At 60.5% G+C, this 21712-nt stretch carries 23 protein-coding genes; 10 read left to right on the top strand and 13 right to left on the bottom strand.

Translation table 11 applies throughout. The features are described 5' to 3' along the window. Nucleotides 1-104 precede the first annotated feature (104 nt). Together KGA85_RS07575 and KGA85_RS07570 are read left to right on the top strand one after the other, a co-directional pair. A complete protein-coding gene (locus tag KGA85_RS07575) occupies nt 105-287 on the top strand; it encodes a DUF6026 family protein (RefSeq protein ID WP_108228275.1) in 183 nt (60 codons plus the stop codon). 206 nt (nt 288-493) lie between these two features. Beyond that, a complete protein-coding gene (locus KGA85_RS07570; protein ID WP_223457083.1) occupies nt 494-703 on the top strand; it encodes a hypothetical protein in 210 nt (69 codons plus the stop codon). A gap of 69 nt (nt 704-772) precedes the next feature. On the opposite strand, the gene KGA85_RS07565 is transcribed toward KGA85_RS07570, so the two are convergent. From KGA85_RS07565 to zapE, 3 genes are all read right to left on the bottom strand, one after another. Then, on the bottom strand, nt 773-1264 hold the full coding sequence (locus KGA85_RS07565) for a GNAT family N-acetyltransferase (protein ID WP_150723745.1): 492 nt from the start codon (nt 1262-1264) through the stop codon (nt 773-775). 117 nt (nt 1265-1381) lie between these two features. Continuing rightward, nucleotides 1382-1963, bottom strand: coding sequence for a DinB family protein (locus KGA85_RS07560; protein WP_223457081.1), 582 nt, complete (start codon nt 1961-1963; stop codon nt 1382-1384). Between the two features lie 26 nt (nt 1964-1989). Next, nucleotides 1990-3108 (bottom strand): cell division protein ZapE, encoded by a 1119-nt coding sequence (gene zapE / locus KGA85_RS07555; protein ID WP_223457079.1) that lies wholly within the window; start codon nt 3106-3108, stop codon nt 1990-1992. Nucleotides 3109-3266: 158 nt separating this feature from the next. On the opposite strand from zapE, the gene KGA85_RS07550 reads away from it, so the two are divergent. From KGA85_RS07550 to KGA85_RS07540, 3 genes are all read left to right on the top strand, one after another. Further along, nucleotides 3267-4319 carry an aldo/keto reductase gene (locus tag KGA85_RS07550; protein ID WP_223457077.1) on the top strand — a complete coding sequence of 351 codons (1053 nt, stop codon included), beginning with the start codon at nt 3267-3269 and terminating at the stop codon, nt 4317-4319. Nucleotides 4320-5258: 939 nt separating this feature from the next. Then, the gene (locus tag KGA85_RS07545; RefSeq protein ID WP_223457075.1) at nt 5259-5798 is read left to right on the top strand and encodes a dihydrofolate reductase family protein; all 540 of its coding nucleotides are present in this window, start codon (nt 5259-5261) and stop codon (nt 5796-5798) included. Between the two features lie 127 nt (nt 5799-5925). Beyond that, a complete protein-coding gene (locus tag KGA85_RS07540) occupies nt 5926-6123 on the top strand; it encodes a hypothetical protein (RefSeq protein ID WP_223457073.1) in 198 nt (65 codons plus the stop codon). A gap of 116 nt (nt 6124-6239) precedes the next feature. Here the strand turns inward: KGA85_RS07540 and speB are convergent, their stop codons facing one another. Then, nucleotides 6240-7199, bottom strand: coding sequence for an agmatinase (speB, locus tag KGA85_RS07535; RefSeq protein WP_223457071.1), 960 nt, complete (start codon nt 7197-7199; stop codon nt 6240-6242). 21 nt (nt 7200-7220) lie between these two features. After that, a complete protein-coding gene (locus KGA85_RS07530) occupies nt 7221-8312 on the bottom strand; it encodes a polyamine ABC transporter substrate-binding protein (RefSeq protein ID WP_223533431.1) in 1092 nt (363 codons plus the stop codon). A 101-nt stretch (nt 8313-8413) separates the two neighbouring features. Between KGA85_RS07530 and KGA85_RS07525 the strand changes: the two genes are divergently transcribed. The 3 genes from KGA85_RS07525 to KGA85_RS07515 all read left to right on the top strand — a co-directional run bounded on the left by KGA85_RS07525 (nt 8414) and on the right by KGA85_RS07515 (nt 11732). Continuing rightward, the gene (locus tag KGA85_RS07525; RefSeq protein WP_223457068.1) at nt 8414-9307 is read left to right on the top strand and encodes a LysR family transcriptional regulator; all 894 of its coding nucleotides are present in this window, start codon (nt 8414-8416) and stop codon (nt 9305-9307) included. 163 nt (nt 9308-9470) lie between these two features. Further along, the gene (locus tag KGA85_RS07520; RefSeq protein WP_223457066.1) at nt 9471-10577 is read left to right on the top strand and encodes an enoyl-CoA hydratase/isomerase family protein; all 1107 of its coding nucleotides are present in this window, start codon (nt 9471-9473) and stop codon (nt 10575-10577) included. Between the two features lie 3 nt (nt 10578-10580). After that, on the top strand, nt 10581-11732 hold the full coding sequence (locus tag KGA85_RS07515; protein ID WP_007970104.1) for an acyl-CoA dehydrogenase family protein: 1152 nt from the start codon (nt 10581-10583) through the stop codon (nt 11730-11732). A 92-nt stretch (nt 11733-11824) separates the two neighbouring features. Here KGA85_RS07515 and KGA85_RS07510 read toward each other — a convergent pair whose 3' ends face one another. The 6 genes from KGA85_RS07510 to KGA85_RS07485 form a co-directional block, all read right to left on the bottom strand. Then, nucleotides 11825-12598 (bottom strand): enoyl-CoA hydratase, encoded by a 774-nt coding sequence (locus KGA85_RS07510; protein ID WP_057714717.1) that lies wholly within the window; start codon nt 12596-12598, stop codon nt 11825-11827. 13 nt (nt 12599-12611) lie between these two features. Continuing rightward, nucleotides 12612-13739, bottom strand: a complete 1128-nt coding sequence (locus KGA85_RS07505; protein WP_223457064.1) for an acyl-CoA dehydrogenase — start codon at nt 13737-13739, stop codon at nt 12612-12614. A 141-nt stretch (nt 13740-13880) separates the two neighbouring features. Continuing rightward, a complete protein-coding gene (locus KGA85_RS07500) occupies nt 13881-15074 on the bottom strand; it encodes an acetyl-CoA C-acyltransferase (protein WP_223457062.1) in 1194 nt (397 codons plus the stop codon). Between the two features lie 12 nt (nt 15075-15086). Next, nucleotides 15087-15848 (bottom strand): SDR family NAD(P)-dependent oxidoreductase, encoded by a 762-nt coding sequence (locus tag KGA85_RS07495; RefSeq protein ID WP_223457060.1) that lies wholly within the window; start codon nt 15846-15848, stop codon nt 15087-15089. A gap of 16 nt (nt 15849-15864) precedes the next feature. Continuing rightward, nucleotides 15865-17529, bottom strand: a complete 1665-nt coding sequence (locus KGA85_RS07490; RefSeq protein ID WP_223543035.1) for an AMP-binding protein — start codon at nt 17527-17529, stop codon at nt 15865-15867. A gap of 136 nt (nt 17530-17665) precedes the next feature. Beyond that, nucleotides 17666-18589 carry a carbon-nitrogen hydrolase family protein gene (locus KGA85_RS07485; protein WP_223457056.1) on the bottom strand — a complete coding sequence of 308 codons (924 nt, stop codon included), beginning with the start codon at nt 18587-18589 and terminating at the stop codon, nt 17666-17668. Nucleotides 18590-18673: 84 nt separating this feature from the next. Between KGA85_RS07485 and KGA85_RS07480 the strand changes: the two genes are divergently transcribed. Further along, on the top strand, nt 18674-19582 hold the full coding sequence (locus KGA85_RS07480; RefSeq protein WP_223543034.1) for a LysR family transcriptional regulator: 909 nt from the start codon (nt 18674-18676) through the stop codon (nt 19580-19582). Between the two features lie 9 nt (nt 19583-19591). Here the strand turns inward: KGA85_RS07480 and KGA85_RS07475 are convergent, their stop codons facing one another. Continuing rightward, a complete protein-coding gene (locus tag KGA85_RS07475; protein WP_007970091.1) occupies nt 19592-19846 on the bottom strand; it encodes a hypothetical protein in 255 nt (84 codons plus the stop codon). 164 nt (nt 19847-20010) lie between these two features. Between KGA85_RS07475 and KGA85_RS07470 the strand changes: the two genes are divergently transcribed. Then, the gene (locus tag KGA85_RS07470; protein ID WP_223457052.1) at nt 20011-20328 is read left to right on the top strand and encodes a YqjD family protein; all 318 of its coding nucleotides are present in this window, start codon (nt 20011-20013) and stop codon (nt 20326-20328) included. A 143-nt stretch (nt 20329-20471) separates the two neighbouring features. Here the strand turns inward: KGA85_RS07470 and KGA85_RS07465 are convergent, their stop codons facing one another. After that, entirely contained in the window at nt 20472-21512 is a 1041-nt protein-coding gene (locus KGA85_RS07465) for an Ldh family oxidoreductase (RefSeq protein WP_223457050.1), read from the bottom strand. Nucleotides 21513-21712 lie beyond the last annotated feature (200 nt).

Genomic DNA, 21712 nt, shown 5'->3' with positions numbered 1-21712 from the left:
GTTCCCTTCGGGGGCAAAAGAAATCAAAATTGGCGCCGATAGTAGATCAGCCGTTGATTTCGAGGCGGTTCTACAGTTGAGACACGCCATTTGCGAGGTGAGCAATGGGCACAGTACATACCGCACTGCCAGCACAAACCCTTTACGTCACAATCCGTCGCGATGAATTGCGCCAGTTGAAGGACGAACGCGATCAATTGAAACAGGAGCTGGCGCAATTGCGGCTGCTGCTGCAAGCCGGTCAGACGCAGCCCCTGGCTGTGACGCAACGCGCCCCACTCGCCTGACCCCCTCCTTTCAAGCGGGAGCAGTCTGCACTGCTTCCGCGCCGGCTCGCGAACTTCTCCGAGCAGGCTTCCCGTCCCGCGCTAGCCACGAAGGCCGTTGGTGAAGTTAATTCCCAATTAACGGATTCGGCGGATAATGCCATTTCGACACTGCTTCATTGATTCATGGACGAAAGGCATCCGACATCTGTAGTGGGAGGCAAACCATGAAACGCACCGCATTGATTCTCGCCGGCCTGATGGCTTTGGGCTCAACCAGCGCTTTTGCCGAAGGTGGAGCCGAACGCATGCGCTATTACTACGAAAGCCTGCGACTGGCCCAGCAACAAGCCTTGGGCCACCCCATCCAAAGCACTGAGCTGCGGGTTCCGGACGATCAAACCGCACAAATGACTGAAACCTACAGACCGAAATGATCCATGGCCCCCTAGGGTCGCAGAAGACTGCCGGGCGTCTTGATGGACGCCCTTTTTTTGCCTGTTGAGTCAGAGGCTCTTGGTCCAGAACAGCATCCGCCCATGGGCCGGGTCGAACATGCCGGCGGCGAAACCGGCTTTTTCATACGAACCCTGCGCCACGGCATTGCCTTCCAGCACTTCCAGGGTGAGCTTGCAGCAGCCACGTTGACGGGCGATGTCCTCGACCTTTTGCAGCATCTTCTGGCTCAGGCCCAAGCCGCGAAATTTTTTCACCACCGACACATCGTGCACATTGACCAGCGGCCGGCAGGCAAAGGTCGAGAACCCCTCGAAGCAATTGACCAGCCCGGCCGGCTCGCCACCGACAAAGGCCAGCACACTGAAAGCGTGGGGGCGCCGGGCGAGCTCTGCCGGGAGTTGCGCCAGTACATTGGCTGGCAACGGCTGGCCGCCCCCCATCGGGTCCTCGGCGTAGTGGTTCAACACCAGACAAATAGCCTCGGCATGCACCGGATTGGTGTAACTGGCCTGAAGCACAAGAATTTCTGCGGAGTCCATTTCCATCCTCGATCACACATGAAGTAGCCCCCAGCATGTACTTCACGCTGAAGTGCCCGCTGACCATAGCGCGAGCACCGTGTTACCGACAATCGCAACCGTGCAAATCTTTGGCGCTCAAGCGCCCCAGATCAATGCCTCCGTCCATCCCAGCTCGGCAAAATCCTTGGCCCGCAAATGCGATTCACCGACGCAGAAAAACTCGTCGAGTTGCGGTGGCTTGATCGAGGTGCCGCTGAGCATGGCGTGAACCTGGCCGCGGTGATGGATCTGGTGTTCAAACAAATGGGACAGCAGGCGCAAGCGACTGTCGTGTTGCGGGGTGTCGCGGGCGATGGTCACGATTTTGCCGAGGTCGGCATCGCGCATCTGCTCGCAGTAGGCGATCAGCCGGCGGTCGACGTGGGCCTGTTCGCCAACCAGGTCCGTCGCCATGAGGCAGGGCTCGTCCTCCTTGAAAAACACCCGGCAATCGGGATGCGGATCGTCGCCGCGCAGTTCGCGCTCCAGGGCGTCCACATAAAACCAGTCACAGGTGAGGATGTGGTTGAGCGTGGCGCGGATCGTCGGGAAGAAGCTGACCCGGGGTGCGCTCAGTTCCTGCGGACTCAACTGATGCCAGGCCTTGGCCAGTCGGTGATTGGCCCAGGCGTTCTGATAGGCCATGGTCAGCAAATGGTGTGACAGGGGCTGATTCATGTTCGCTGCTCCCGATCAAATCCCGATCAAACTTCGGCAAACCGCTGCAGTTGCATTTCCTGCAATCGACTGAGGGTGCGGCGGAACGGGAATTCCAGATAACCCTCGGTGTAAAGCGATGCCATCGGCACCTGCGCCTCAAGGTACAGCGGCACTTTGCGGTCGTAGCACTCGTCGACCAGGGCAATGAACCGTCGCACACCGTCGTCATGCACCGACAACTGCGGCAACTCGCGATCCCCCGCTTCCACCCGTTCGACACCGTCCTCGGTGCCGCGGGCAATGCGCCCGGCGCGTTTCTGTGCGCTGAGGTTGGGCACGTCACTCAACAGAATAGCGCCGTAGGTATCACACAGGGCGATGAAATCCATAGCCGAGAAGGGTTGCTCGCACAGCGCGGCGTAACGGGTCCAGAGCACAGTCGGGCCGGCCTTGATCACCTCAAGGGAACGGTAGCCGACCTGGATCGGCTCGCTCGATACTGACTGGCCGACGCTTAGTACCTGGAACACTTCATCCAGCGCGCCGGGCCTGCCGGACTCGGCCACCCAATAACGTTGCGAACCGGCCCCCGGATGAAGGCGATGATCTTCCCCGCCATCCACCGCAATCACCTGCATGTGCTGCTTGATCGCCGCGATGGCGGGCATGAAGCGGTCGCGATTGAAGCCGTCGGCGTACAACTGGTCCGGCGGCAGATTGGACGTGCAGACCACCACTACGCCCTGTTCGAACATCACCTGGAACAGGCGCCCGAGAATGATCGCGTCGCCGATGTCGTTGACGAACAACTCATCAAAACACAGAACGCGCACTTCTTCGGCCAGTTCACGGGCCAACGCCTTGAGCGGATCGGCGGTACCGGTCAGTTGAAACGAGCGCTGGTGCACCCAGCCCATGAAGTGGTGAAAGTGCTGGCGCCGCGCTGGTACTCGCAGGCTTTGGTAGAACTGGTCCATCAACCAGGTCTTGCCCCGCCCCACCGGACCCCACAGGTACACGCCGGAAATCGGGGATCGGCCTTCGTGCAGCGCTTCGTGGCATTTTTGCAGGGCCCACACGGCATGTTCCTGGGCCTCGTCCTGGACGAAGCCCTTTTGTTCGATGGCATGCTGCCAGGCGCTTAAGGGGGAATCGATAGTCATGGGCGGCAGTATGCCATTGCGCATGAATAACGTGACCAGTGATCGGCAGTTTTATGCAGGAAGGAAAAGCGCCTTGACGCCTTAAATTACTCGCATCATATTTAATACATGTCGTATGTAATTTATTAGTCCTGTCGCCACCCCTCTGGAGTCATCCCATGCATTACAAAGTTTTCGGTCGTAAAACCGGCTTGCGGGTTTCCGAACTGGCGCTGGGCGCCGGTAATTTCGGTACCGGTTGGGGCCATGGCGCCGAGCGTGACGAAGCCAGGCGCATTTTTGATGGCTACCTGGAAGCCGGCGGCAACTTCATCGATACCGCCAATGGTTATCAGGGCGGACAGTCCGAGGCCATGCTCAGCGAATTCATTGCCGCAGAACGGGATCGCCTGGTCATCGCCACCAAATACACCCTTGGGACTACACCGGCGGCCAGCATTTCCCACACTGGCAACAGCCGCAAGAACATGGTGCGCGCCGTCGAAGAAAGCCTCAAACGGCTGAAGACCGAGCATATCGACCTGTTCTGGGCCCACATGAGCGACGGCGTCACGCCCATGGAAGAGATCTTGCGCGGGTTCGACGATCTGGTCAGTGCCGGCAAGATTCATTACGCCGGGCTGTCGAACTTCCCTGCGTGGCGCATCGCCCGCGCCGACCTGCTGGCCGAGGTACGTGGTTTTGCACCGATTGCCGCGATCCAGGTCGAGTACAGCCTCGCCGAACGCACCGCCGAGCGTGAACAACTGCCGATGGCCGAAGCCCTGGGCCTGGCCGTAACCTTGTGGTCGCCGCTGGGCGGCGGCTTCCTCACCGGTAAGTATCGCAACAGTGAAGGCGACAACCGCGCGAACAAGCTCGGCGTGCTGATTCACGCCGAAAAAAGCGCCCGGGAAACCGCCCTGCTCGACACCCTGATCGATGTCGCCGCAGAACTGGACGCCAGCCCGACTCACGTGGCCATTGCCTGGCTGCGGGAAAAGGCCAGGCGCTCGACCACGGCACTGATTCCGATCCTCGGTTCCCGGACCCGGGAGCAACTGGACGCCACGTTGGGCGCGCTGAATGTGCAGTTGAGCACCGAGCAACTGGCACGACTGGACGGCGTCAGTGACGTGGCCAAAGGCGTGCCGCACGAATCCATTTCCGGTTCGTTCGCACGGTTCAGCGGTGGTCAGATCCTGGATCTGCCGATCGTTCCGGTGGCCTGACACCCATTAAAACTGTAGGAGCGAGCCTGCTCGCGATGAGGCCCTGTCAGCCAACAGAGATGTTGAATGCAAGACCGCCATCGCGAGCAGGCTCAATATTCGCAGCATCCATCATGGGCCTGGCTTAGTTTGGTACCGTACTTCTCTACATAAGTCGGCGCAATACGACTGAACGCATGCACAAAACCTGGATTTCCATTCCCTTTTCCGTCAGAAAAAACACTAGGCATTATTTAGCATCCATATATCAATAGTTATCCATTACGGAACTTAGTAGCGAAACCCATCCCATACAATTAAAATAAAAATAAAATAAGCAGCCACCATCAGGCAAACAATATCCGCCCCCTAACTAGTCTCCTGACTCAAAAATAAACCTCCCATTTTAGCTACCTTTATATAGTCTGGCGTGACTTAGGGAAACTCTAAATAAACCCACTCTTTTGCACAATATCTGTCTGGAGCCCCCGTATTTCCAGAACTTATTTTGTTGGATGCTGGGCTTCTTCAGAACATTCCTACAGATCATTCATAAAAGTTGGCTTCCTACCCCAATTTTTTGGACCCTCGCAATATTTTGTTACTTCCTTATCATTTGATTTGCAATCTAAATAGTCAATCATAAATCCAACTGCAACAGCCGCACGACGCCTAAAATTCAAAGTTAAAAATTCAACCGCACCTTGTAATCAAGGACACTTCACAAGCTGCATTAGATATAAAGCTCCGCTGCTTCCCCGCATCAGCACGACAAGCAAAAACGCTTACCCCATTACCAAGTAGATGGTATACGGCGCAACCAGATAAAGCGCCTACCAAGTGAAAACGGCATTATCTTCGCCTACCCGAAATAAATGATCACCATCGCCCCTCGCCACTTTCCAGAGGGGCTCTTTATTTACGGGTCATTTCCCACCTGCATGATTACAAGGAAAACACATGTCGACGCTGGTCTATTACGTAGCTGCCACCCTGGATGGTTATATTGCCACTCAACAACACAAACTCGATTGGCTGGAGAACTTTGCGCTGGGGGATGATGCAACGGCCTATGATGATTTTTATCAGACGGTCGGAGCGGTGGTCATGGGGTCGCAGACCTATGACTGGATCATGTCGAACGCTCCCGATGACTGGCCCTACCAGGATGTACCCGCCTTTGTCATGAGCAACCGGAATCGGTCAGTCCCCGCCAATCTGGATATCACCTTCGTACGCGGTGATGCCGGGGCCATCGCGGCCAGGGCCAGGCAAGCGGCGAAGGGCAAGAATGTCTGGCTGGTCGGTGGCGGCAAAACGGCAGCTTGTTTTGCCGACGCCGGGGAATTGCAGCAGCTGTTCATCACCACCATTCCGATCTTTCTGGGCTCCGGCGTTCCCGTACTGCCCGTTGACCGCGCGCTTGAAGTCGTTCCCAGAAAACAGCGTACGCTGCAGAGCGGTGCCATGGAATGCGTCCTGGACGTGAAAGCGGATTAACGCCCACAAGACGATCGGGTATCGAAACTCGCAGCGTCGGACCCCAAGGAAGAAACCAGTGAAGCGTTTGGTATTGAGTATATGTTTGCTGGCCGTTGTCGCTCTGGCGAGTGTTCATGGAACAGGGATGGTGAAAACCGCCGCCCTGGCAGCCGCCGATGCTCGCGATATCAGATATCTGAATGTACGCAATAGCCTGGGCGTCATCGCCACCGCCCCCCACCCCACCGCGTCACCACGCCAGCCGCACGAATCCATTTCCGGTTCGTTCGCGCGGTTCAGTGGTGGCCAGATCCTTGACCTGCCATTCGTTCCAGTGGCCTGACACCCATCACGACTGTGGGAGCGAGCCTGCTCGCGAATGGGGAGTGTCAGTCTACCGCTGCACCAACTGACACACCGCTTTCGCGAGCAAGCCCGCTCCCACAGGGGGTTTGCGTTTTACTTATCGACCTTGTGTTTGGCCGCATACAGACACAGCATCTCCATCGCCAGCGTCGCCGCCGCCAGTGACGTGATCTCCGCGCTGTCATAGGCCGGAGCCACTTCCACCACGTCCATGCCCACCAGATTGATCCCGCGCAGACCGCCGAGAATCTCCAGCGCCTGCACCGTGCTCAAGCCGCCGCACACCGGTGTTCCGGTGCCCGGAGCGAACGCCGGATCGAGGCAGTCGATGTCGAAGGTCAGGTACACCGGGTTGTCGCCGACCCGAGCACGAATCGCCTCGACAATCGCCTCGCAGCCACGGCGATGCACCTGCCGCGCGTCCAGCACCTGAAAGCCCTGATGATCGTCATTGGTGGTGCGCAAGCCGATTTGTACCGAGCGCGACGGGTCCACCAGCCCTTCCCTGGCCGCGTGCCAGAACATGGTGCCATGGTCGATGCGCTTGCCCTCTTCGTCCGGCCAGGTGTCGCTGTGGGCGTCGAAGTGGATCAGCGACAGCGCCCCGTGCTTGCGGGCATGAGCCTTGAGCAGCGGATAGGTGATGAAATGGTCGCCGCCAAAGGTCAGCATCGCCGTGCCGGCGTTGAGGATGTGCTCGGCGTGGGCCTCAATCATTTCGGGCGTCGACTGCGGCGAGCCGAAATCAAAGTCGCAATCGCCGTAATCAATCACCGCCAGATGGTCGAACGGGTCGAAGGTCCATGGCCAGTGCCGCTCCCAGGCAATGCCGGTTGAGGCCGCACGAATGCCCCGTGGCCCGAAGCGCGCCCCGGGACGATTGCTGGTCGCCGTATCGAACGGCACACCACTGACCGCCACGTCGACCCCGCGCAAGTCGCGGCTGTAGCGTCGACGCATGAAGCTGGTGATGCCGCCGTAGGTGCTTTCAGCGGCCGTGCCGTAAAGGCTGTCACGGGTAATGGCTTGATCGTTCTGCACAGGGACGTCCATTTGAGGCTCCTTCATTTCTAGTTATTGGCGGCTACGGAAAGTGGTCCACAAGCGGGTGCGCTGGCGCATGTCCTTGAGGCTCATGCTGCGGTCGGCGTAAAGCCGCTCACGTACATCGGCGGGTGGGTAGATATCCGGATCGGTGCGCACCGCTTCATCCACCAGCGGCGTGGCAGCCTGGTTGGCGGTGGCAAAAAACAGCGTGTTGGTCAGCGCCGCAACGGACTCGGGGCGCAACATGAACTCGATGAACTGGCGGGCAGCCTCGGGGTGTGGCGCGTCCTTGGGAATCGCCAGGTTGTCCTGCCACACGATGGTGCCTTCCTTGGGAATCCGGTAGGCGATTTCATAGGGTTTGTTAGCCTTGCGCGCCTGATCAGCAGCCATGCTGGCGTCACCGTTGTAAGTCAGTGCAAGGCAGAGGCTGCCATTGGCCAGATCGTTGATCTGCCGCCCACTGGCGACGTAAAGCACCGAAGGCTGCAATTGATGCAATAACACTTGGGCCGCATCGAGATCGTGCTTATCGGTGCTGTACGGATCCTTGCCCAGATAATGCAATGCCAGGCCGATCACCTCCTGCGGTGAATCAATGACCGCGATGCCACAGTCCTTCAGCTTGCTGGCATATTCCGGCTTGAACAGCAGGTCCAGGCTGTTGAGCGGCACATTCGGCAAGCGTTCGCGCACCGCCTCGACATTCATCCCGAGCCCCAGGGTGCCCCAGGTATAGGGCACGCCATAGCGATTACCGGGATCGACCGCAGCCATCTTTTCCAACAGGTCGGGATCAAGATTGGCGTAGCCCTTCAGCCCCTCATGGGGGATGGCCTTGAGCGCGCCTGCCGCCAGGCCGCGAGCCAGGACACTGGACGACGGGACGACCACATCGTACCCACTGCCACCGGTGAGCAGCTTGGTTTCGAGTACCTCCGGCGCATCGAAGGTGTCGTAGCGCACATGAATCCCCGTCTCCTGCTCGAACCGTTGCAGGGTTTCAGGGGCGACGTAATCGGCCCAGCTGTACAGATTGACCACCTTGTCTTCGGCCTGGGCCGATGCGGCCATGGCAAGGAACAGCGCGGGTAAACACAGCTTGAACATGGGAGCCATGACGAACACCTGACCAGAGGAAGTGGTTGCAGGATGCGTCGTCGGATACATTGGTGAAATATCAAGTTAATTAACCTGACTTTATGACGGAGTAATGTTTGATGCTCGGCCAACTGCATGATCTGGATCTGCAATTGTTGCGTCTGTTTGTCAGCGTGGTGGAGTGCGGCGGCTTCAGCGCCGCCCAGGGCGAGTTGGGGTTGAGCCAGTCGAGCATCAGCCAGCAAATGGCCAAACTGGAAACCCGTCTCGGCTACCGCTTGTGCAGTCGCGGCAAGGGAGGGTTCCGGATCACGCCCAAGGGCGAACAACTCCTCAGCGCCACCCGTGGATTGTTCCAGTCCATCGAAGCCTTCCGTCATCAATCCAACGGCGTGGCCGGACGCTTGATCGGCGAAGTGCGCCTGGGTCTGTCCGAAGCCCTGGATCAATCGGTGCTACAACGGGTGGCCGAAGCGATCCGGCGTTTTCGTGAACGGGACGAGTCAGTGCGCATCGAACTGATCAGCGCCATGCCCGGTGAAATGGAGCGCCTGCTGCTGCAACAGCGCCTGGACCTGGCCATCGGCTATTTCTCGCAAGTGCAAAGCGCCTTTGACTACCGCCAATTGTTCATTGAAACCCAGCATCTGTATTGCGCCCCCGGCCATCCGCTGTTCAGCAACCCGGACCCGAGCGATCAGGATCTGCAGGCCAGCGACCGGGTCGATCACCCCTACCGTTTCCTGCGCAGTGACGAACCCTTCCAGGGCAAGCGGTGTTCGGCGCGTTCGGAACAGGTCGAAGGCACCCTCGCCTTCATTCTTTCCGGCAAGCATGTCGGCTATTTGCCCAGCCACTTCGCCCGTGGCTGGGAAGACAAGGGTTTGCTCAGGGCCGTGAGCCGAGGCGACATGAGTTTCGATGTCGCGTTTCATCTGGCCCGGCACCGGGCGCAGGTGGCCGGCGAGGCGCAGAAGGCATTCGAAGAGGATCTGCTCGCGGCGTTTGCCTGAACAGACCGTGGTCTACGCTGAAACAGTGCCGGTCCTCACCATGCAAAAATGCACAGATAACCTGCACTTATCCGGGTTGTACAAGGCAAATTTGCACTGATACGATCCGTCATCGCTCGCGCGCGAGCATCTCGATAAAGACAATAAAAGCAGGGAGTTAGTGATGACTGCTCAGGTTTCATCGAAGGGGGCGCAGTTCATGGATGCCATGCAAAACGAAGTGCTGGCCGAAGTGCGCAACCACATTGGTCATCTGACCCTCAACCGCCCCGCCGGCCTCAATGCCCTCACCCTGGACATGGTGCGCAACCTGCACCGCCAGCTCGACGCCTGGGCCCAGGATCCGCAAGTCCATGCCGTGGTCTTGCGTGGTGCCGGGGAAAAAGCCTTCTGTGCCGGCGGCGACATTCGCTCGCTGCATGACAGCTTCAAAAGCGGCGACACCCTGCACGAAGATTTCTTCGTCGAGGAATACGCCCTCGACCTCGCGATCCACCACTACCGCAAACCGGTGCTGGCCCTGATGGACGGTTTTGTCCTCGGCGGCGGCATGGGTCTGGTGCAAGGCGCAGACCTGCGCGTGGTCACCGAGAAAAGCCGCCTGGCCATGCCGGAAGTCGGCATCGGCTACTTCCCGGACGTCGGCGGCAGTTACTTCCTGCCGCGCATCCCCGGGGAACTGGGGATTTACCTCGGCGTCAGCGGCGTACAGATTCGCGCCGCCGATGCGCTGTATTGCGGTCTGGCCGACTGGTACCTCGAAAGCGTCAAGCTGGGCGCCCTGGACGAAAAACTCGACCAGCTCGAATGGCACGACACGCCACTCAAGGACCTGCAAGGCCTGCTGGCAACACTCGCCGTGCAGCAACTGCCTGATGCGCCACTGGCGACCTTGCGCCCGGCCATCGACCAGTTCTTCGCCCAACCCGATGTGCCGAGTATTGTGAAGCAACTGCGTCAGGTAACGGTCGCCGACAGCCATGAGTGGGCGGTCACCACCGCCAACCTGCTGGAAACCCGCTCGCCGCTGGCCATGGCCGTGACCCTGGAAATGCTCCGTCGCGGACGCGAGCTGCCGCTGGAACAATGTTTCGCCCTTGAGCTGCATCTGGACCGCCAGTGGTTCGAACGCGGCGACCTGATCGAAGGCGTGCGCGCCTTGCTGATCGACAAAGACAAGACACCGCGCTGGAACCCGCCCACCCTCGAGGCGCTGGACGCCGAACACGTGGCGAGCTTCTTCAGCGAGTTTGACCAGAGCGAGAACTGAGCCATGCACGATATCGAATTGAGCGAAGAGCAAGTCATGATCCGCGACATGGCCCGGGATTTTGCCCGCGGCGAAATCGCGCCCCATGCCCAGGCCTGGGAAAAGGCCGGCTGGATCGATGACGGTCTGGTGGCGAAGATGGGCGAACTGGGCCTGCTGGGCATGGTGGTCCCCGAGGAATGGGGTGGCACCTATGTCGACTACGTCGCCTACGCCCTGGCGGTAGAAGAGATTTCCGCCGGCGACGGTGCTACCGGCGCCTTCATGAGCATCCACAACTCCGTGGGCTGCGGGCCGGTGCTCAACTACGGCAGCGAAGAACAGAAACAGACCTGGCTGGCGGACCTGGCCAGCGGCAAGGTCATCGGCTGCTTCTGCCTGACCGAGCCCCAGGCCGGTTCCGAGGCGCACAACCTGCGCACCCGTGCCGAACTGCGTGACGGCCAGTGGGTGATCAACGGCGCCAAGCAGTTCGTCAGCAATGGCAAGCGCGCCAAGCTGGCGATTGTGTTTGCCGTAACCGATCCGGACCTGGGCAAACGTGGCATCTCGGCGTTCCTGGTGCCGACCGACACTGCCGGTTTTATCGTCGACCGCACCGAACACAAGATGGGCATCCGTGCCTCCGACACCTGCGCTGTGACCCTGAACAACTGCACCATTCCCGAAGCCAATCTGTTAGGTGAGCGCGGCAAGGGTCTTGCCATTGCCCTGTCCAACCTCGAAGGCGGGCGAATCGGTATCGCCGCTCAGGCGCTGGGCATCGCCCGCGCTGCGTTTGAAGCGGCGCTGGCCTATTCCCGTGATCGTGTGCAGTTCGGCAAAACGATCAATGAGCACCAGAGCATCGCCAATTTGCTGGCCGACATGCACATGCAATTGAACGCCGCTCGGTTGATGATCCTGCACGCCGCACGCCTGCGCACGGCCGGCAAACCCTGTCTGTCGGAGGCGTCACAAGCCAAGCTGTTTGCTTCGGAAATGGCGGAAAAGGTCTGCTCGTCCGCCATTCAGATTCATGGCGGCTATGGCTACCTGGAAGACTATCCGGTGGAGAAGTACTACCGGGATGCCCGGATCACACAGATCTACGAAGGGTCGAGCGAGATTCAGCGGATGGTGATTGCACGCGAACTGAAGAACTACCTGGTTTGAAGCCCTGAAAGCATCGCGAGCCTGCTCGCTCCCACGCGGAGATCCAATGTGGGAGCGAGCCTGCTCGCGATGAGGTCAGCGAAGACGCCGCATTACTTACCTTGGAATTCAGCCTCGCGCTTGGCAATAAACGCCGCCATCCCTTCCTTCTGATCCTGCGTCGCAAATGCCGCATGGAACACCCGGCGCTCAAAGCGCACACCTTCGGCCAGGCTCACTTCAAAGGCACGGTTGACGCTTTCCTTGACCATCATCGCAATCGGCAACGACTTCTTGGCGATCAGCGCCGCGACTTTCAGCGCTTCGTCCAGCAGCTCATCGCTCGGCACGATACGCGCCACGATGCCGCAACGCTCCGCTTCCACGGCATCGATCAGACGACCGCTCAGGCACATTTCCATGGCCTTTGCCTTGCCCACGGCGCGGGTCAGGCGCTGGGTGCCGCCCATGCCCGGCAACACGCCGAGGTTGATTTCCGGCTGGCCGAATCTGGCGTTGTCACCGGCCAGGATGAAGTCGCACATCAGCGCCAGTTCGCAGCCACCGCCCAAAGCGAAACCATTGACCGCCGCGATGATCGGCTTGCGGCGATTGGCCACGCGATCGCTGTCGCTGAACAGGTCGTCGATGTAGATCTGCGGATAGGTCAGCTCGGCCATTTCCTTGATGTCGGCACCGGCGGCGAAGGCTTTTTTCGAACCTGTCAGGACGATGCAGCCGATGTTCGAGTCCGCCTCGAAGCCATCGAGGGCCTGATTCAGTTCGCTGACGATCTGCGCATTCAACGCGTTCAACGCTTGTGGACGGTTGAGAGTGATCAGGCCAACGCGGCCGTGGGTTTCCAGCAAAATCGTTTCATAGCTCACAGGGGACTCCTTCTTATAGATTGCGCGAAATGACCATGCGCTGAATATCGCTGGTGCCTTCGTAGATCTGGCAGACCCGCACGTCACGGTAGATCCGTTCCAGCGGGAAGTCGTTGAGGTAACCGTAACCGCCAAGGGTTTGCAGCGCCGAGGAGCATACCTTCTCGGCCATTTCCGAGGCGAACAGTTTGGCCATCGACGCTTCGACCAGGGCCGGCTTGCCGCTGTCACGCAGGGCGGCGGCGTAGTGCACCATTTGCCGCGCCACGGCGATCTGGGTCGCCATGTCCGCCAGACGGAAGGCCACGGCCTGGTGCTCGATGATCGGCTTGCCGAAGCTCTCGCGTTCGCGGGCGTAGTCGCGAGCCGCTTCGAATGCGGCGCGGGCCATGCCCACCGATTGCGAAGCGATGCCGACGCGGCCGCCTTCAAGGTTGGCCAGGGCAATCCTGTAGCCATCGCCCTCCTCGCCCAAACGATTGGCCACCGGCACCTTCACGTCTTCGAAGAGAATCTGGCAGGTGTCGGACGCATGCTGGCCGAGCTTGTCCTCGACCCGCGCAACGGTATAGCCCGGCGAGTCGGTCGGCACGATAAAGGCGCTGATGCCGCGTTTGCCAGCGCTCGGATCGGTCACCGCAAACACGATCACCACCCCGGCATTCTGCCCGGAGGTGATGAATTGCTTGCAGCCGTTGAGCACGTAATGATCGCCTTCCAGGCGCGCACGGGTTTTCAGGCCGCTGGCGTCGGAACCGGCCTGGGGCTCGGTCAGGGCGAAAGCGCCGAGCATCGCACCGCTGGCCAGCGGTTTGAGAAAGCGCTCTTTCTGCTCATCGGTGCCGTATTTGAGGATCGGCACACAGCCCACGGAGTTGTGCACGCTCATGATGGTCGAGCAGGCGCCATCGCCGGCGGCGATTTCTTCCAGGGCCATGGCGTAAGCCAGGTAACCGGTGTCGCATCCGCCCCACTGCTCCGGCACCAGCATGCCGAAGAAGCCCAACCCGGCCATCTCGCCGATGGCTTCCTTGGGAAAGCGATGCTCGCGGTCCCATTCGGCGGCGAACGGTTTCAGCCGTTCCTGGGCAAAGTCCCGGGCCATGTCGCGGATTTGTTGTTGGTCGTCATTGGGGATCATGGTGAATCCTTGAAGTTTAATTGCCCCCTGTAGGAGCGAGCCTGCTCGCGAAGAACGTCAGGGCACCGCGTTCCTCCAGGCACCCCGCGTCATCGTTAACGCCCATCGCGAGCAGGCTCGCTCCTACAAGGGACTGCGTAGTCAGTAGAGGCATTCCACGGCCATGGCCGTCGCTTCACCGCCGCCGATACAAATCGCTGCAACGCCGCGCTTCAGGCCTTTCTGGCGCAGGGCCGAAAGCAGGGTCACCAGAATCCGCGCGCCGGACGCCCCGATCGGGTGACCGAGGGCGCAAGCACCGCCGTGCACGTTGAGCTTCTCGTGGGGGATTTCCAGATGAGTCATCGCGGCCATGCCGACCACGGCGAAGGCTTCGTTGACTTCCACCAGATCGACGTCATTGAGCGACCAGCCGGTTTTCTTCATCAACTTCTTGATCGCACCGATTGGCGCCACCGGGAATAGGCCCGGGGTGTCGGCGAATGCGGCGTGGCCATGAATCACCGCCAAGGGTTTCAGGCCTTGCTTCTGTGCCTGCGACTGGCGCATCAGCACCAATGCCGCAGCACCGTCGGAGATCGAACTGGAGTTGGCCGCCGTCACCGTACCGCCATCGCGGAACGCCGGTTTCAACGAAGCGATCTTGTCCAGCCTGGCTTTTGGCGGCTGCTCGTCATTGCTGATCACCACCTGCTCTTTGCCGACCGTCACGGTCAGCGGCACGATTTCGGCCTTGAAGCTGCCGTCCTTGATCGCCTGCTGCGCGCGAGTGGTCGAGGCAATGGCGAACGCGTCCTGGGCTTCACGGCTGAAGCTGTTGGTTTCGGCGCATTCTTCGGCGAAGGTGCCCATCAGGCGGCCCTTGTCGTAGGCGTCTTCGAGGCCGTCAAGGAACATCGAGTCCTGCACCCGGCCATGGCCCATGCGGTAGCCAGCACGGGCGCGGTCCAGCAGGTAAGGCGCGTTGGACATGCTTTCCATGCCACCGGCGACCACCACATCGGCACTGCCCGCCACCAGCATGTCATGGGCCAGAATCGCCGCTTCCATACCGGAACCGCACATCTTGTTCAGGGTGGTGCAGCGGGTCGATTTATCCAGCCCCGCGCCCAGCGCCGCCTGACGCGCAGGGGCCTGGCCAAGGCCTGCCGGCAGCACGCAGCCGAACAACACTTCGTCGACAGAATCGCTGGCAACGCCAGCGCGTTCCACCGCTGCTTTGATGGCCGCCGCGCCGAGTTGCGGCGCGGTCAGGCTTTTCAGTTCGCCCTGGAAGCCGCCCATCGGGGTGCGGACGGCGCTGACGATAACAATTGGATCGTTGGAAATAGTCATGACAAATCCTCCTTACTTGGCGGCCATGCGCAAGGCACCGTCGAGACGGATCACCTCGCCATTGAGCATGCTGTTTTCAATGATATGCCTGACCAGCCCGGCATACTCGCCCGGTTTGCCTAAACGCGGCGGGAATGGCACGCCAGCGGCCAGGGAATCGCGAACTTCCTGGGTCATGCCGGCCATCATCGGCGTCTCGAAGATGCCCGGGGCGATCGTCATGACACGAATGCCGAAACGCGCCAGCTCACGGGCAGCCGGCAAGGTCAGGCTGACAATCGCACCCTTGGACGCCGAGTAAGCCGCCTGGCCGATCTGACCGTCGTAAGCCGCGGCAGACGCGGTGTTGATGATCACGCCGCGCTCGCCATCGGCATCCGCTTCGGTCTCGGCAATCGCCGCTGCCGCAAGGCGCAGCATGTTGAAGCTGCCGATCAGGTTGACGTTGATCACCTGGCTGAAACTGGCCAGCGTGTGTGGACCATTCTTGCCGAGAATCTTCTCGCCACGCACGATGCCGGCGCAATTGACCAGGCCATTGAGGCCGCCAAAAGCCTTGACCGTCGCCTGCACGGCGGCTTCGGCCGCCGCTTCGTCGCTGATGTCCGCCACCACGCTGTGTGCGCCAAGGCGCTGGGCCTGGGCTGCAACGGCTTCGGCGTTCATGTCCACCAGCATCACTTTCGCGCCAGCGGCGACCAGTACCTCGGCAGTCGCTGCACCGAGGCCGGAAGCGCCACCGGTGACGATAAAAATCTTGTTCTCGATCTGCATCATTGTTTCCCTGGATTCAAGCTGGAAGGTTCTTCGCCGCGGCCTCTTGAGCCTTGGCGATTTCCTGGTTGCGCAAGATAAAGCGCTGCAATTTGCCGCTGGGGGTTTTCGGCAATTCGCTGACAAATTCGATTTCACGGGGGTACGAGTGCGCCGCCAGACGCTTGCGCACGTGCTGGCGCAGCTCTTCGGCCAACTCGGGGGCGGCGCGGTATTGCGCGCTGAGCACGACGAAGGCCTTGACCAGTTCGGTGCGCTCCGGATCGGGCTTGCCGACCACGGCGGCCTCGACCACGGCCGGGTGTTCGATCAACGCACTTTCCACATCGAAGGGACCGACCCGGTAGCCGGAGGTGGTGATCACGTCATCACTGCGACCGACGAAGCTGATGCTGCCGTCCGGGTTCCACTCGACGGTGTCGCCACTCAGGTAATAGTTGCCGACAAAGGCCTTGGTTGGCCCGCCTTCGTAGCCGGCGAACCAGCACATCGGCGACTGGCTGCGGTCGATGGCCAGAATGCCCGGCTGGCCAACGCCGAGTTCCTTGTATTCGTCGTCCAGTACCACAATGCGGTGGCCCGGCGAGGCAAAACCGGCGGCGCCCATGTGAATCGGGTGCTCAAGGCCGTGGTGGTTGCACAGCACCATGCCCAGTTCGGTCTGGCCGTAGTGGTCGTGGATAACCACGTCGAGGTTGTCGGCGAACCAGCGGATCACTTCCGGGTTCAGCGGCTCGCCGGCGCTGCTGACGATACGCAGCTTGCCCTTGATCGATCTGGCGAACTCATCGCCGCCGGCAATCAGCAAGCGGTAGGCCGTCGGCGAACCGGTGAGGTTGGTGATTCCGTACTTGTTAATTACCCGGCAGGTGCTTTCGAGGGTGAACGGGCCATCGTAAAAGGTGATCGGATGGCCCATGGACATTGGCCCGGTGACACCGAAATAAATGCCGTAGGCCCAACCCGGGTCGGCGACGTTCCAGAAGGCGTCCTCCGGGCGCAGATCCACCGCATCGCGGGTGTAGCTCTGGAACGCAACGATGGCCTTGAGCGGCACCGACAGTGCTTTCGACGGGCCGGTAGTGCCCGAGGTGAACATCAGCAGGAACGGGGCTTCGCCGGTCAGTAGCACCGGTTCACAGTCGGCGGAATAATTGGCCAGTTCGGCCCAGAAACTTGAATCGCCACGAACCAGGCCCTGCCCTTTGGGGCCGGTGACGGTCACCGTGGTCGGGCAATCGGCGACTTCGGCAAGTTTCGGCCGGTTCACCGCATCGGTCACCACCACTTTGGCGCCAGAGCAGCTCAGGCGATGCTCGATGGCCTTGGGGCCGAACGCGGTAAACAGCGGTTGATACACGGCTCCGATGCGCCAGGTGGCGAATACGGTGATCAACAATTCGATGTTGCGTGGCAACAGGCCGGCCACCTTGTCGCCTTTCTTCACGCCCTGGGCCAGCAGGTAGTTGGCGAAACGCGCGGCCTTGTCCTGCAAGTCGGTGAAGGTGTACGTCGTGCCGGTGCCGTCGCGTCCTTCCCAGAACAGTGCGATGCGACCCGGCAAGGCATGCCGGTCACAGCATTCGACGCAGGCGTTGAGGGCCGTCAAATCGCCTGCGAGTGCGGCATCGACGGTGTGCTGATAATTGAACTGAGAAGTAGCAGACAAGTAATCGCGCATTGCCAGAATCCCTCTGTGTTTTTATTAGGTTGGGGGGAACCGTAATCAACAGGGAAATACTCGCTCTGCGCGGGGTGGCGGGCAATGGTCAAAGTTATCAAGTTGTCTGACTGCTTTGGCCAAAGCCCGCAGGGTATCAAGTGATAAAGCGCACCCCGGGTTTGGCCCGTTCGTCCACGGTCAGTTCGAACACATCCGGCCTCGCGTAGTGGCCGACCACGTCATAGTCGTAGCGGGCGCATACCAGGTCGTCCGTATCGATTTGCGCGGTAAGCAGCCCGGCGCTGTCGCGCAGAGGTCCTGCGAGGATGTCGCCCATGGGACCGACGATCACGCTGCCGCCGGCGATCAACGGCCGATCCACCGGCCAGTTGGCGATGTCCACACCCAAGGCTTGGGGCGATGCCTGGACCTGACAGGCGCTGACCACGAAACAACGCCCCTCATGGGCAATGTGGCGCATGCTGACTTGCCACATTTCCCGCTCGTCCACGGTCGGCGCGCACCACACCTCCACGCCCTTGGCGTACATCGCGGTGCGCAGCAGCGGCATCATGTTTTCCCAGCACACCAGCGCACCGACGCGCCCGACCTGGCTGTCGATCACCGGCAAGGTCGAGCCATCGCCCTTGCCCCAGATCAGCCGTTCGGTGCCGGTGGGCATCAGCTTGCGGTGTTTGGCCACCAGCCCGGCCTGCGGATCGAAGTACAGCGCGGTGCAATACAAGGTGCTGCCGGCGCGCTCGATCACGCCGATCACCAGATTGGCTCCGGTGCGTGCGGACAGCGCCGCCAGCGCCTCGGTTTCCGCGCCGGGTACGTCGATGGCATTGGCAAAATAGCGGGCAAAGGCTTCGCGCCCTTGCGGCAGGCGATAACCCAATTGGGTTCCAAAGCCCTCGCCCTTGGGATAACCGCCCAACAGTGCTTCCGGCATCACCACCAACCCGGCGCCGGATTCGATGATCGCGTTTTCATAGGACAGGATCTGTTCCAGGGTTTCAGCCTTGCCACCGGGCAAGGCGCCGATTTGCAGGGCCGCAACGATTGATTTGGGCATTTTGGAAACTCCATTCGCATCAGGTGTTGCTCATTCTCCAGCGTCACGTGATCATCAATAAAGACCGATTCACTGCTGAATGATATGAACCAAATGAATATCACCGACGTCGACCTCAACCTGCTCAAAGTCTTCGAAGCACTGCACGAAGAGTCCAGCGCCAGCCGTGCCGCACTGCGCCTGGGCGTCACGCAATCGGCTGTCAGCGCGGCCTTGCGTCGCTTGCGTGAGGTGTATGGCGATCAGCTGTTCGTGCGCACCGGACGTGGCCTGGCCCCCTCGCTCAAGGCCAATCAGCTCAAACCGGTGGTCAGCGACGCCCTGAACAAATGCCGGCAGAGCCTGGCGATGGTCGATCCGGCTGCGCAACAGTACGAAGGTCGCTCGGTCACCGTGGGAATGTCGGATGATTTCGAAATTGCCTACGGCCGGCGGCTGATCGAAGAAATCGCCCGGTGTGCGCCGAAACTGCGGCTGATTTTCCGCCAGACCCACAGCCAGATCGTCGCCCAGGCGTTGATGGAGCGCAGCATTGACCTGGCGATTGCCGCGGGCGGGTTCGCCGAGCGGCTGCTCAGCCGTCAGGTGCTGGGGGAAGGCGGCTATCTGTGCCTGGCGGACCCGTCGAGCCTGGTCGAGGGCCAGCAGAGCATCAGTCTCGAGGAGTTTGTAGCCCGCGAACACATTCTGGTGTCGTCCGGCGGTTTTATCGGGATTACCGATGAAGGATTGGCGGCGCTGGGGTTGAGTCGGAGGGTGTGCGCCTCGACCACGCATTTTGCCGCGTTGCCGCATTTGCTCAAAGGTAGCCGGGCCGTGGCGACCATTCCGGCCCATGCCGCCCAAAGCATCGCAACGCTCAGCGGGCTGGCGCTGCTGCCCTGCCCCTTGGCCTTGCCGCGCTACCCGATCGAACTGGGCTGGCGGACCAGCACCCAGCTCGACCCGGTGCTATTGAAAGTGCGCGAGGCGATTGTCGCGAGTTTCGCCTGACGGCCTATGTTATTTGTTGGCCGCCATCAGACGATTGACTTCACTGCGCACCATGTTGGCGTACTCCGGGGGCGACATGCCGTCCAGCTCGGCGCGCACCCATTCCGCCCACTTGCCTTTGCGCTTGGCCCGTTCGCCGAACAACCGCGCGGCCTCACCCTTGGCTTTGCCCAGGTTGTTTTGCCAGAGTTCGAACAGACGGGATTTCTCGTCTTCAAGCGCAGCGCGCTCGGCGAGGGGTTTGTCGGCCAGATTGAAGCTCATGGGAATTTCCTGCTGCGTAAAATAGGCGACATCTTACACTGTAGGACGAAATGTCCTGCGCCGGTTTTTCAGCAAGATGGCCTTCCCGGGCAAAATAGCTGCAACTTTTCCGACGACGGCTGACTCCATTGTTCACTGTCCACTTACCTGCAAGGAGTACTTCAATGGCCCGCAAAACCGCCCTGCAAGCCGCCGAAGATCAAATCAAGGATCAAGCGTTCAGCGAGCTTCAATCGCTGATCGAAGAGTCGGAAAAGCTGCTGAAAAGCAGCGCCTCGCTGGTCGGGGAAGAAGCGGAGACCCTTCGCGGACAAATCGCCCTGAAACTCCAACAGGCCAAGGACTCGGTGAGCAGCGTACGCGACCGCACCTTGCCCGCGGTCGAGGCCACTGAAACCTATATCGGCGGGCATCCATGGCAAACCGTGGCGATTTCCGCCGGGTTTGGCCTGGTGGTGGGGTTGTTGTTGGGGCGTCGATAAGCACTGGCAAACACTGAGCCTTGTGGGAGCGGGCTTGCTCCGGGCGGCGTTCCGACGAAAGCGGTGTGTCAGCAACTTGGATATTGGCTGACACGGCGCCTTCGCGAGCAAGCCCGCACAGGGATTGCGCAAAACTGACCCGATCAGAGCCCCGCCAGCTCCCGCAAGTTCGCCAGCGTCCGGGCATCCAGTTCAATGCCGTTGACCTGTGACTTGGCGCGCTGATGATGACGCCGATCCCCCGGCAAACGCTTCAGGCCGACACCGTGCATTTGCCGCACCAGTTCCTGGCTGCGTTCGGCAAAACTTTGCCCCGCCGCTTTGCTCGGGTCGATCACGATAAGCAATTGGCCAGTCCAGGGGGTCTTGGCGCCGGGGTGGTTCTTCCAGTCGAATTCGAAGGAAAAATTGCCGCCGGTCAATGCCGCCGCGAGCAACTCGACCATCATCGACAACGCCGAGCCCTTGTGCCCGCCGAAAGGCAGCAACGCGCCGCCCTCAAGAATCGCTTTCGGGTCTGTGGTCGGCTGGCCGAGGCTGTCTACGCCCATCCCTGCCGGCAAGCGTTCACCCTCGCGGGCGGCAATCTGCACATCGCCATGGGCAATGGCACTGGTGGCCAGGTCGAAGACAATCGGCCCGCCATCGGCCCGCGGCGCAGCGAAGGCAATCGGGTTGGTGCCGAACAGCGGCCGGTCGGCACCGTGGGGCACCACGCAGGTCATGCTGTTGACCACGCTCAATGCCACAAGACCTTCATCCGCGAAGGGTTCGACATCCGGCCATAGGGCAGCGAAATGGTGCGAGTTACGGATCGCCAGCACCGCAATGCCGGCACTTCGGGCCTTCTGCACCAGTAACTCGCGTGCCGCCGCCAGGGCCGGTTGCGCAAAACCGTTATTGGCATCGACCCGCACAAACCCTGAAGCCACATCTTCGACCACCGGAACGGCCTGGCCATTGACCCAGCCGCTTTGCAGCGTCGAAACATAACCTGGAATGCGGAATACCCCGTGACTGTGCGCGCCGTCGCGCTCGGCACCGGCGCAGTTTTGCGCCAGCACCCGGGCAACCTCGGCCGATGTGCCGTGACGCAGAAAAATTTTCTCTAGCAAAGCGCTCAGCGCTTCGAGTGACAGGTGTGACGAGACCGCAGTAGACGCGTGATCGTGTGGCGCAGACATCTGAAGCTCCAGACTAATTATTGGAGGGAACAACAGCGTACAAAGACCCGCCGATTAACAACGCGCGGCGAGTAACCTGTCAACCTTTCGCTCAGGGTCGATGAGGTATATCCCTGTCACGAATGCCCGCGGCCCGTGCGTTATCTATTTACCACCCGTGTCAACGCACCGGCTTTTAGTCTCGATGCTCAATCCACCGG

Origin of the sequence: Pseudomonas sp. GL-B-12 (assembly GCF_019955895.1) — a bacterium.
Taxonomy (GTDB): Bacteria; Pseudomonadota; Gammaproteobacteria; order Pseudomonadales; family Pseudomonadaceae; genus Aquipseudomonas.
The sequence above is the reverse complement of the archived record's forward strand: the minus strand, read 5'-3'. Positions and strand labels throughout refer to the sequence as shown.

What these genes read in the sequence shown, in the direction of transcription:
- KGA85_RS07575 (WP_108228275.1), top strand. Translation starts at nt 105, where the DNA reads ATGGGCACAGTACATACCGCACTGCCAGCACAAACCCTTTACGTCACA.
- KGA85_RS07570 (WP_223457083.1), top strand. Translation starts at nt 494, where the DNA reads ATGAAACGCACCGCATTGATTCTCGCCGGCCTGATGGCTTTGGGCTCA.
- KGA85_RS07565 (WP_150723745.1), bottom strand. Translation starts at nt 1,264, where the DNA reads ATGGACTCCGCAGAAATTCTTGTGCTTCAGGCCAGTTACACCAATCCG.
- KGA85_RS07560 (WP_223457081.1), bottom strand. Translation starts at nt 1,963, where the DNA reads ATGAATCAGCCCCTGTCACACCATTTGCTGACCATGGCCTATCAGAAC.
- zapE (WP_223457079.1), bottom strand. Translation starts at nt 3,108, where the DNA reads ATGACTATCGATTCCCCCTTAAGCGCCTGGCAGCATGCCATCGAACAA.
- KGA85_RS07550 (WP_223457077.1), top strand. Translation starts at nt 3,267, where the DNA reads ATGCATTACAAAGTTTTCGGTCGTAAAACCGGCTTGCGGGTTTCCGAA.
- KGA85_RS07545 (WP_223457075.1), top strand. Translation starts at nt 5,259, where the DNA reads ATGTCGACGCTGGTCTATTACGTAGCTGCCACCCTGGATGGTTATATT.
- KGA85_RS07540 (WP_223457073.1), top strand. Translation starts at nt 5,926, where the DNA reads ATGGTGAAAACCGCCGCCCTGGCAGCCGCCGATGCTCGCGATATCAGA.
- speB (WP_223457071.1), bottom strand. Translation starts at nt 7,199, where the DNA reads ATGGACGTCCCTGTGCAGAACGATCAAGCCATTACCCGTGACAGCCTT.
- KGA85_RS07530 (WP_223533431.1), bottom strand. Translation starts at nt 8,312, where the DNA reads ATGGCTCCCATGTTCAAGCTGTGTTTACCCGCGCTGTTCCTTGCCATG.
- KGA85_RS07525 (WP_223457068.1), top strand. Translation starts at nt 8,414, where the DNA reads ATGCTCGGCCAACTGCATGATCTGGATCTGCAATTGTTGCGTCTGTTT.
- KGA85_RS07520 (WP_223457066.1), top strand. Translation starts at nt 9,471, where the DNA reads ATGACTGCTCAGGTTTCATCGAAGGGGGCGCAGTTCATGGATGCCATG.
- KGA85_RS07515 (WP_007970104.1), top strand. Translation starts at nt 10,581, where the DNA reads ATGCACGATATCGAATTGAGCGAAGAGCAAGTCATGATCCGCGACATG.
- KGA85_RS07505 (WP_223457064.1), bottom strand. Translation starts at nt 13,739, where the DNA reads ATGATCCCCAATGACGACCAACAACAAATCCGCGACATGGCCCGGGAC.
- KGA85_RS07500 (WP_223457062.1), bottom strand. Translation starts at nt 15,074, where the DNA reads ATGACTATTTCCAACGATCCAATTGTTATCGTCAGCGCCGTCCGCACC.
- KGA85_RS07495 (WP_223457060.1), bottom strand. Translation starts at nt 15,848, where the DNA reads ATGCAGATCGAGAACAAGATTTTTATCGTCACCGGTGGCGCTTCCGGC.
- KGA85_RS07490 (WP_223543035.1), bottom strand. Translation starts at nt 17,529, where the DNA reads ATGCGCGATTACTTGTCTGCTACTTCTCAGTTCAATTATCAGCACACC.
- KGA85_RS07485 (WP_223457056.1), bottom strand. Translation starts at nt 18,589, where the DNA reads ATGCCCAAATCAATCGTTGCGGCCCTGCAAATCGGCGCCTTGCCCGGT.
- KGA85_RS07480 (WP_223543034.1), top strand. Translation starts at nt 18,674, where the DNA reads ATGAACCAAATGAATATCACCGACGTCGACCTCAACCTGCTCAAAGTC.
- KGA85_RS07475 (WP_007970091.1), bottom strand. Translation starts at nt 19,846, where the DNA reads ATGAGCTTCAATCTGGCCGACAAACCCCTCGCCGAGCGCGCTGCGCTT.
- KGA85_RS07470 (WP_223457052.1), top strand. Translation starts at nt 20,011, where the DNA reads ATGGCCCGCAAAACCGCCCTGCAAGCCGCCGAAGATCAAATCAAGGAT.
- KGA85_RS07465 (WP_223457050.1), bottom strand. Translation starts at nt 21,512, where the DNA reads ATGTCTGCGCCACACGATCACGCGTCTACTGCGGTCTCGTCACACCTG.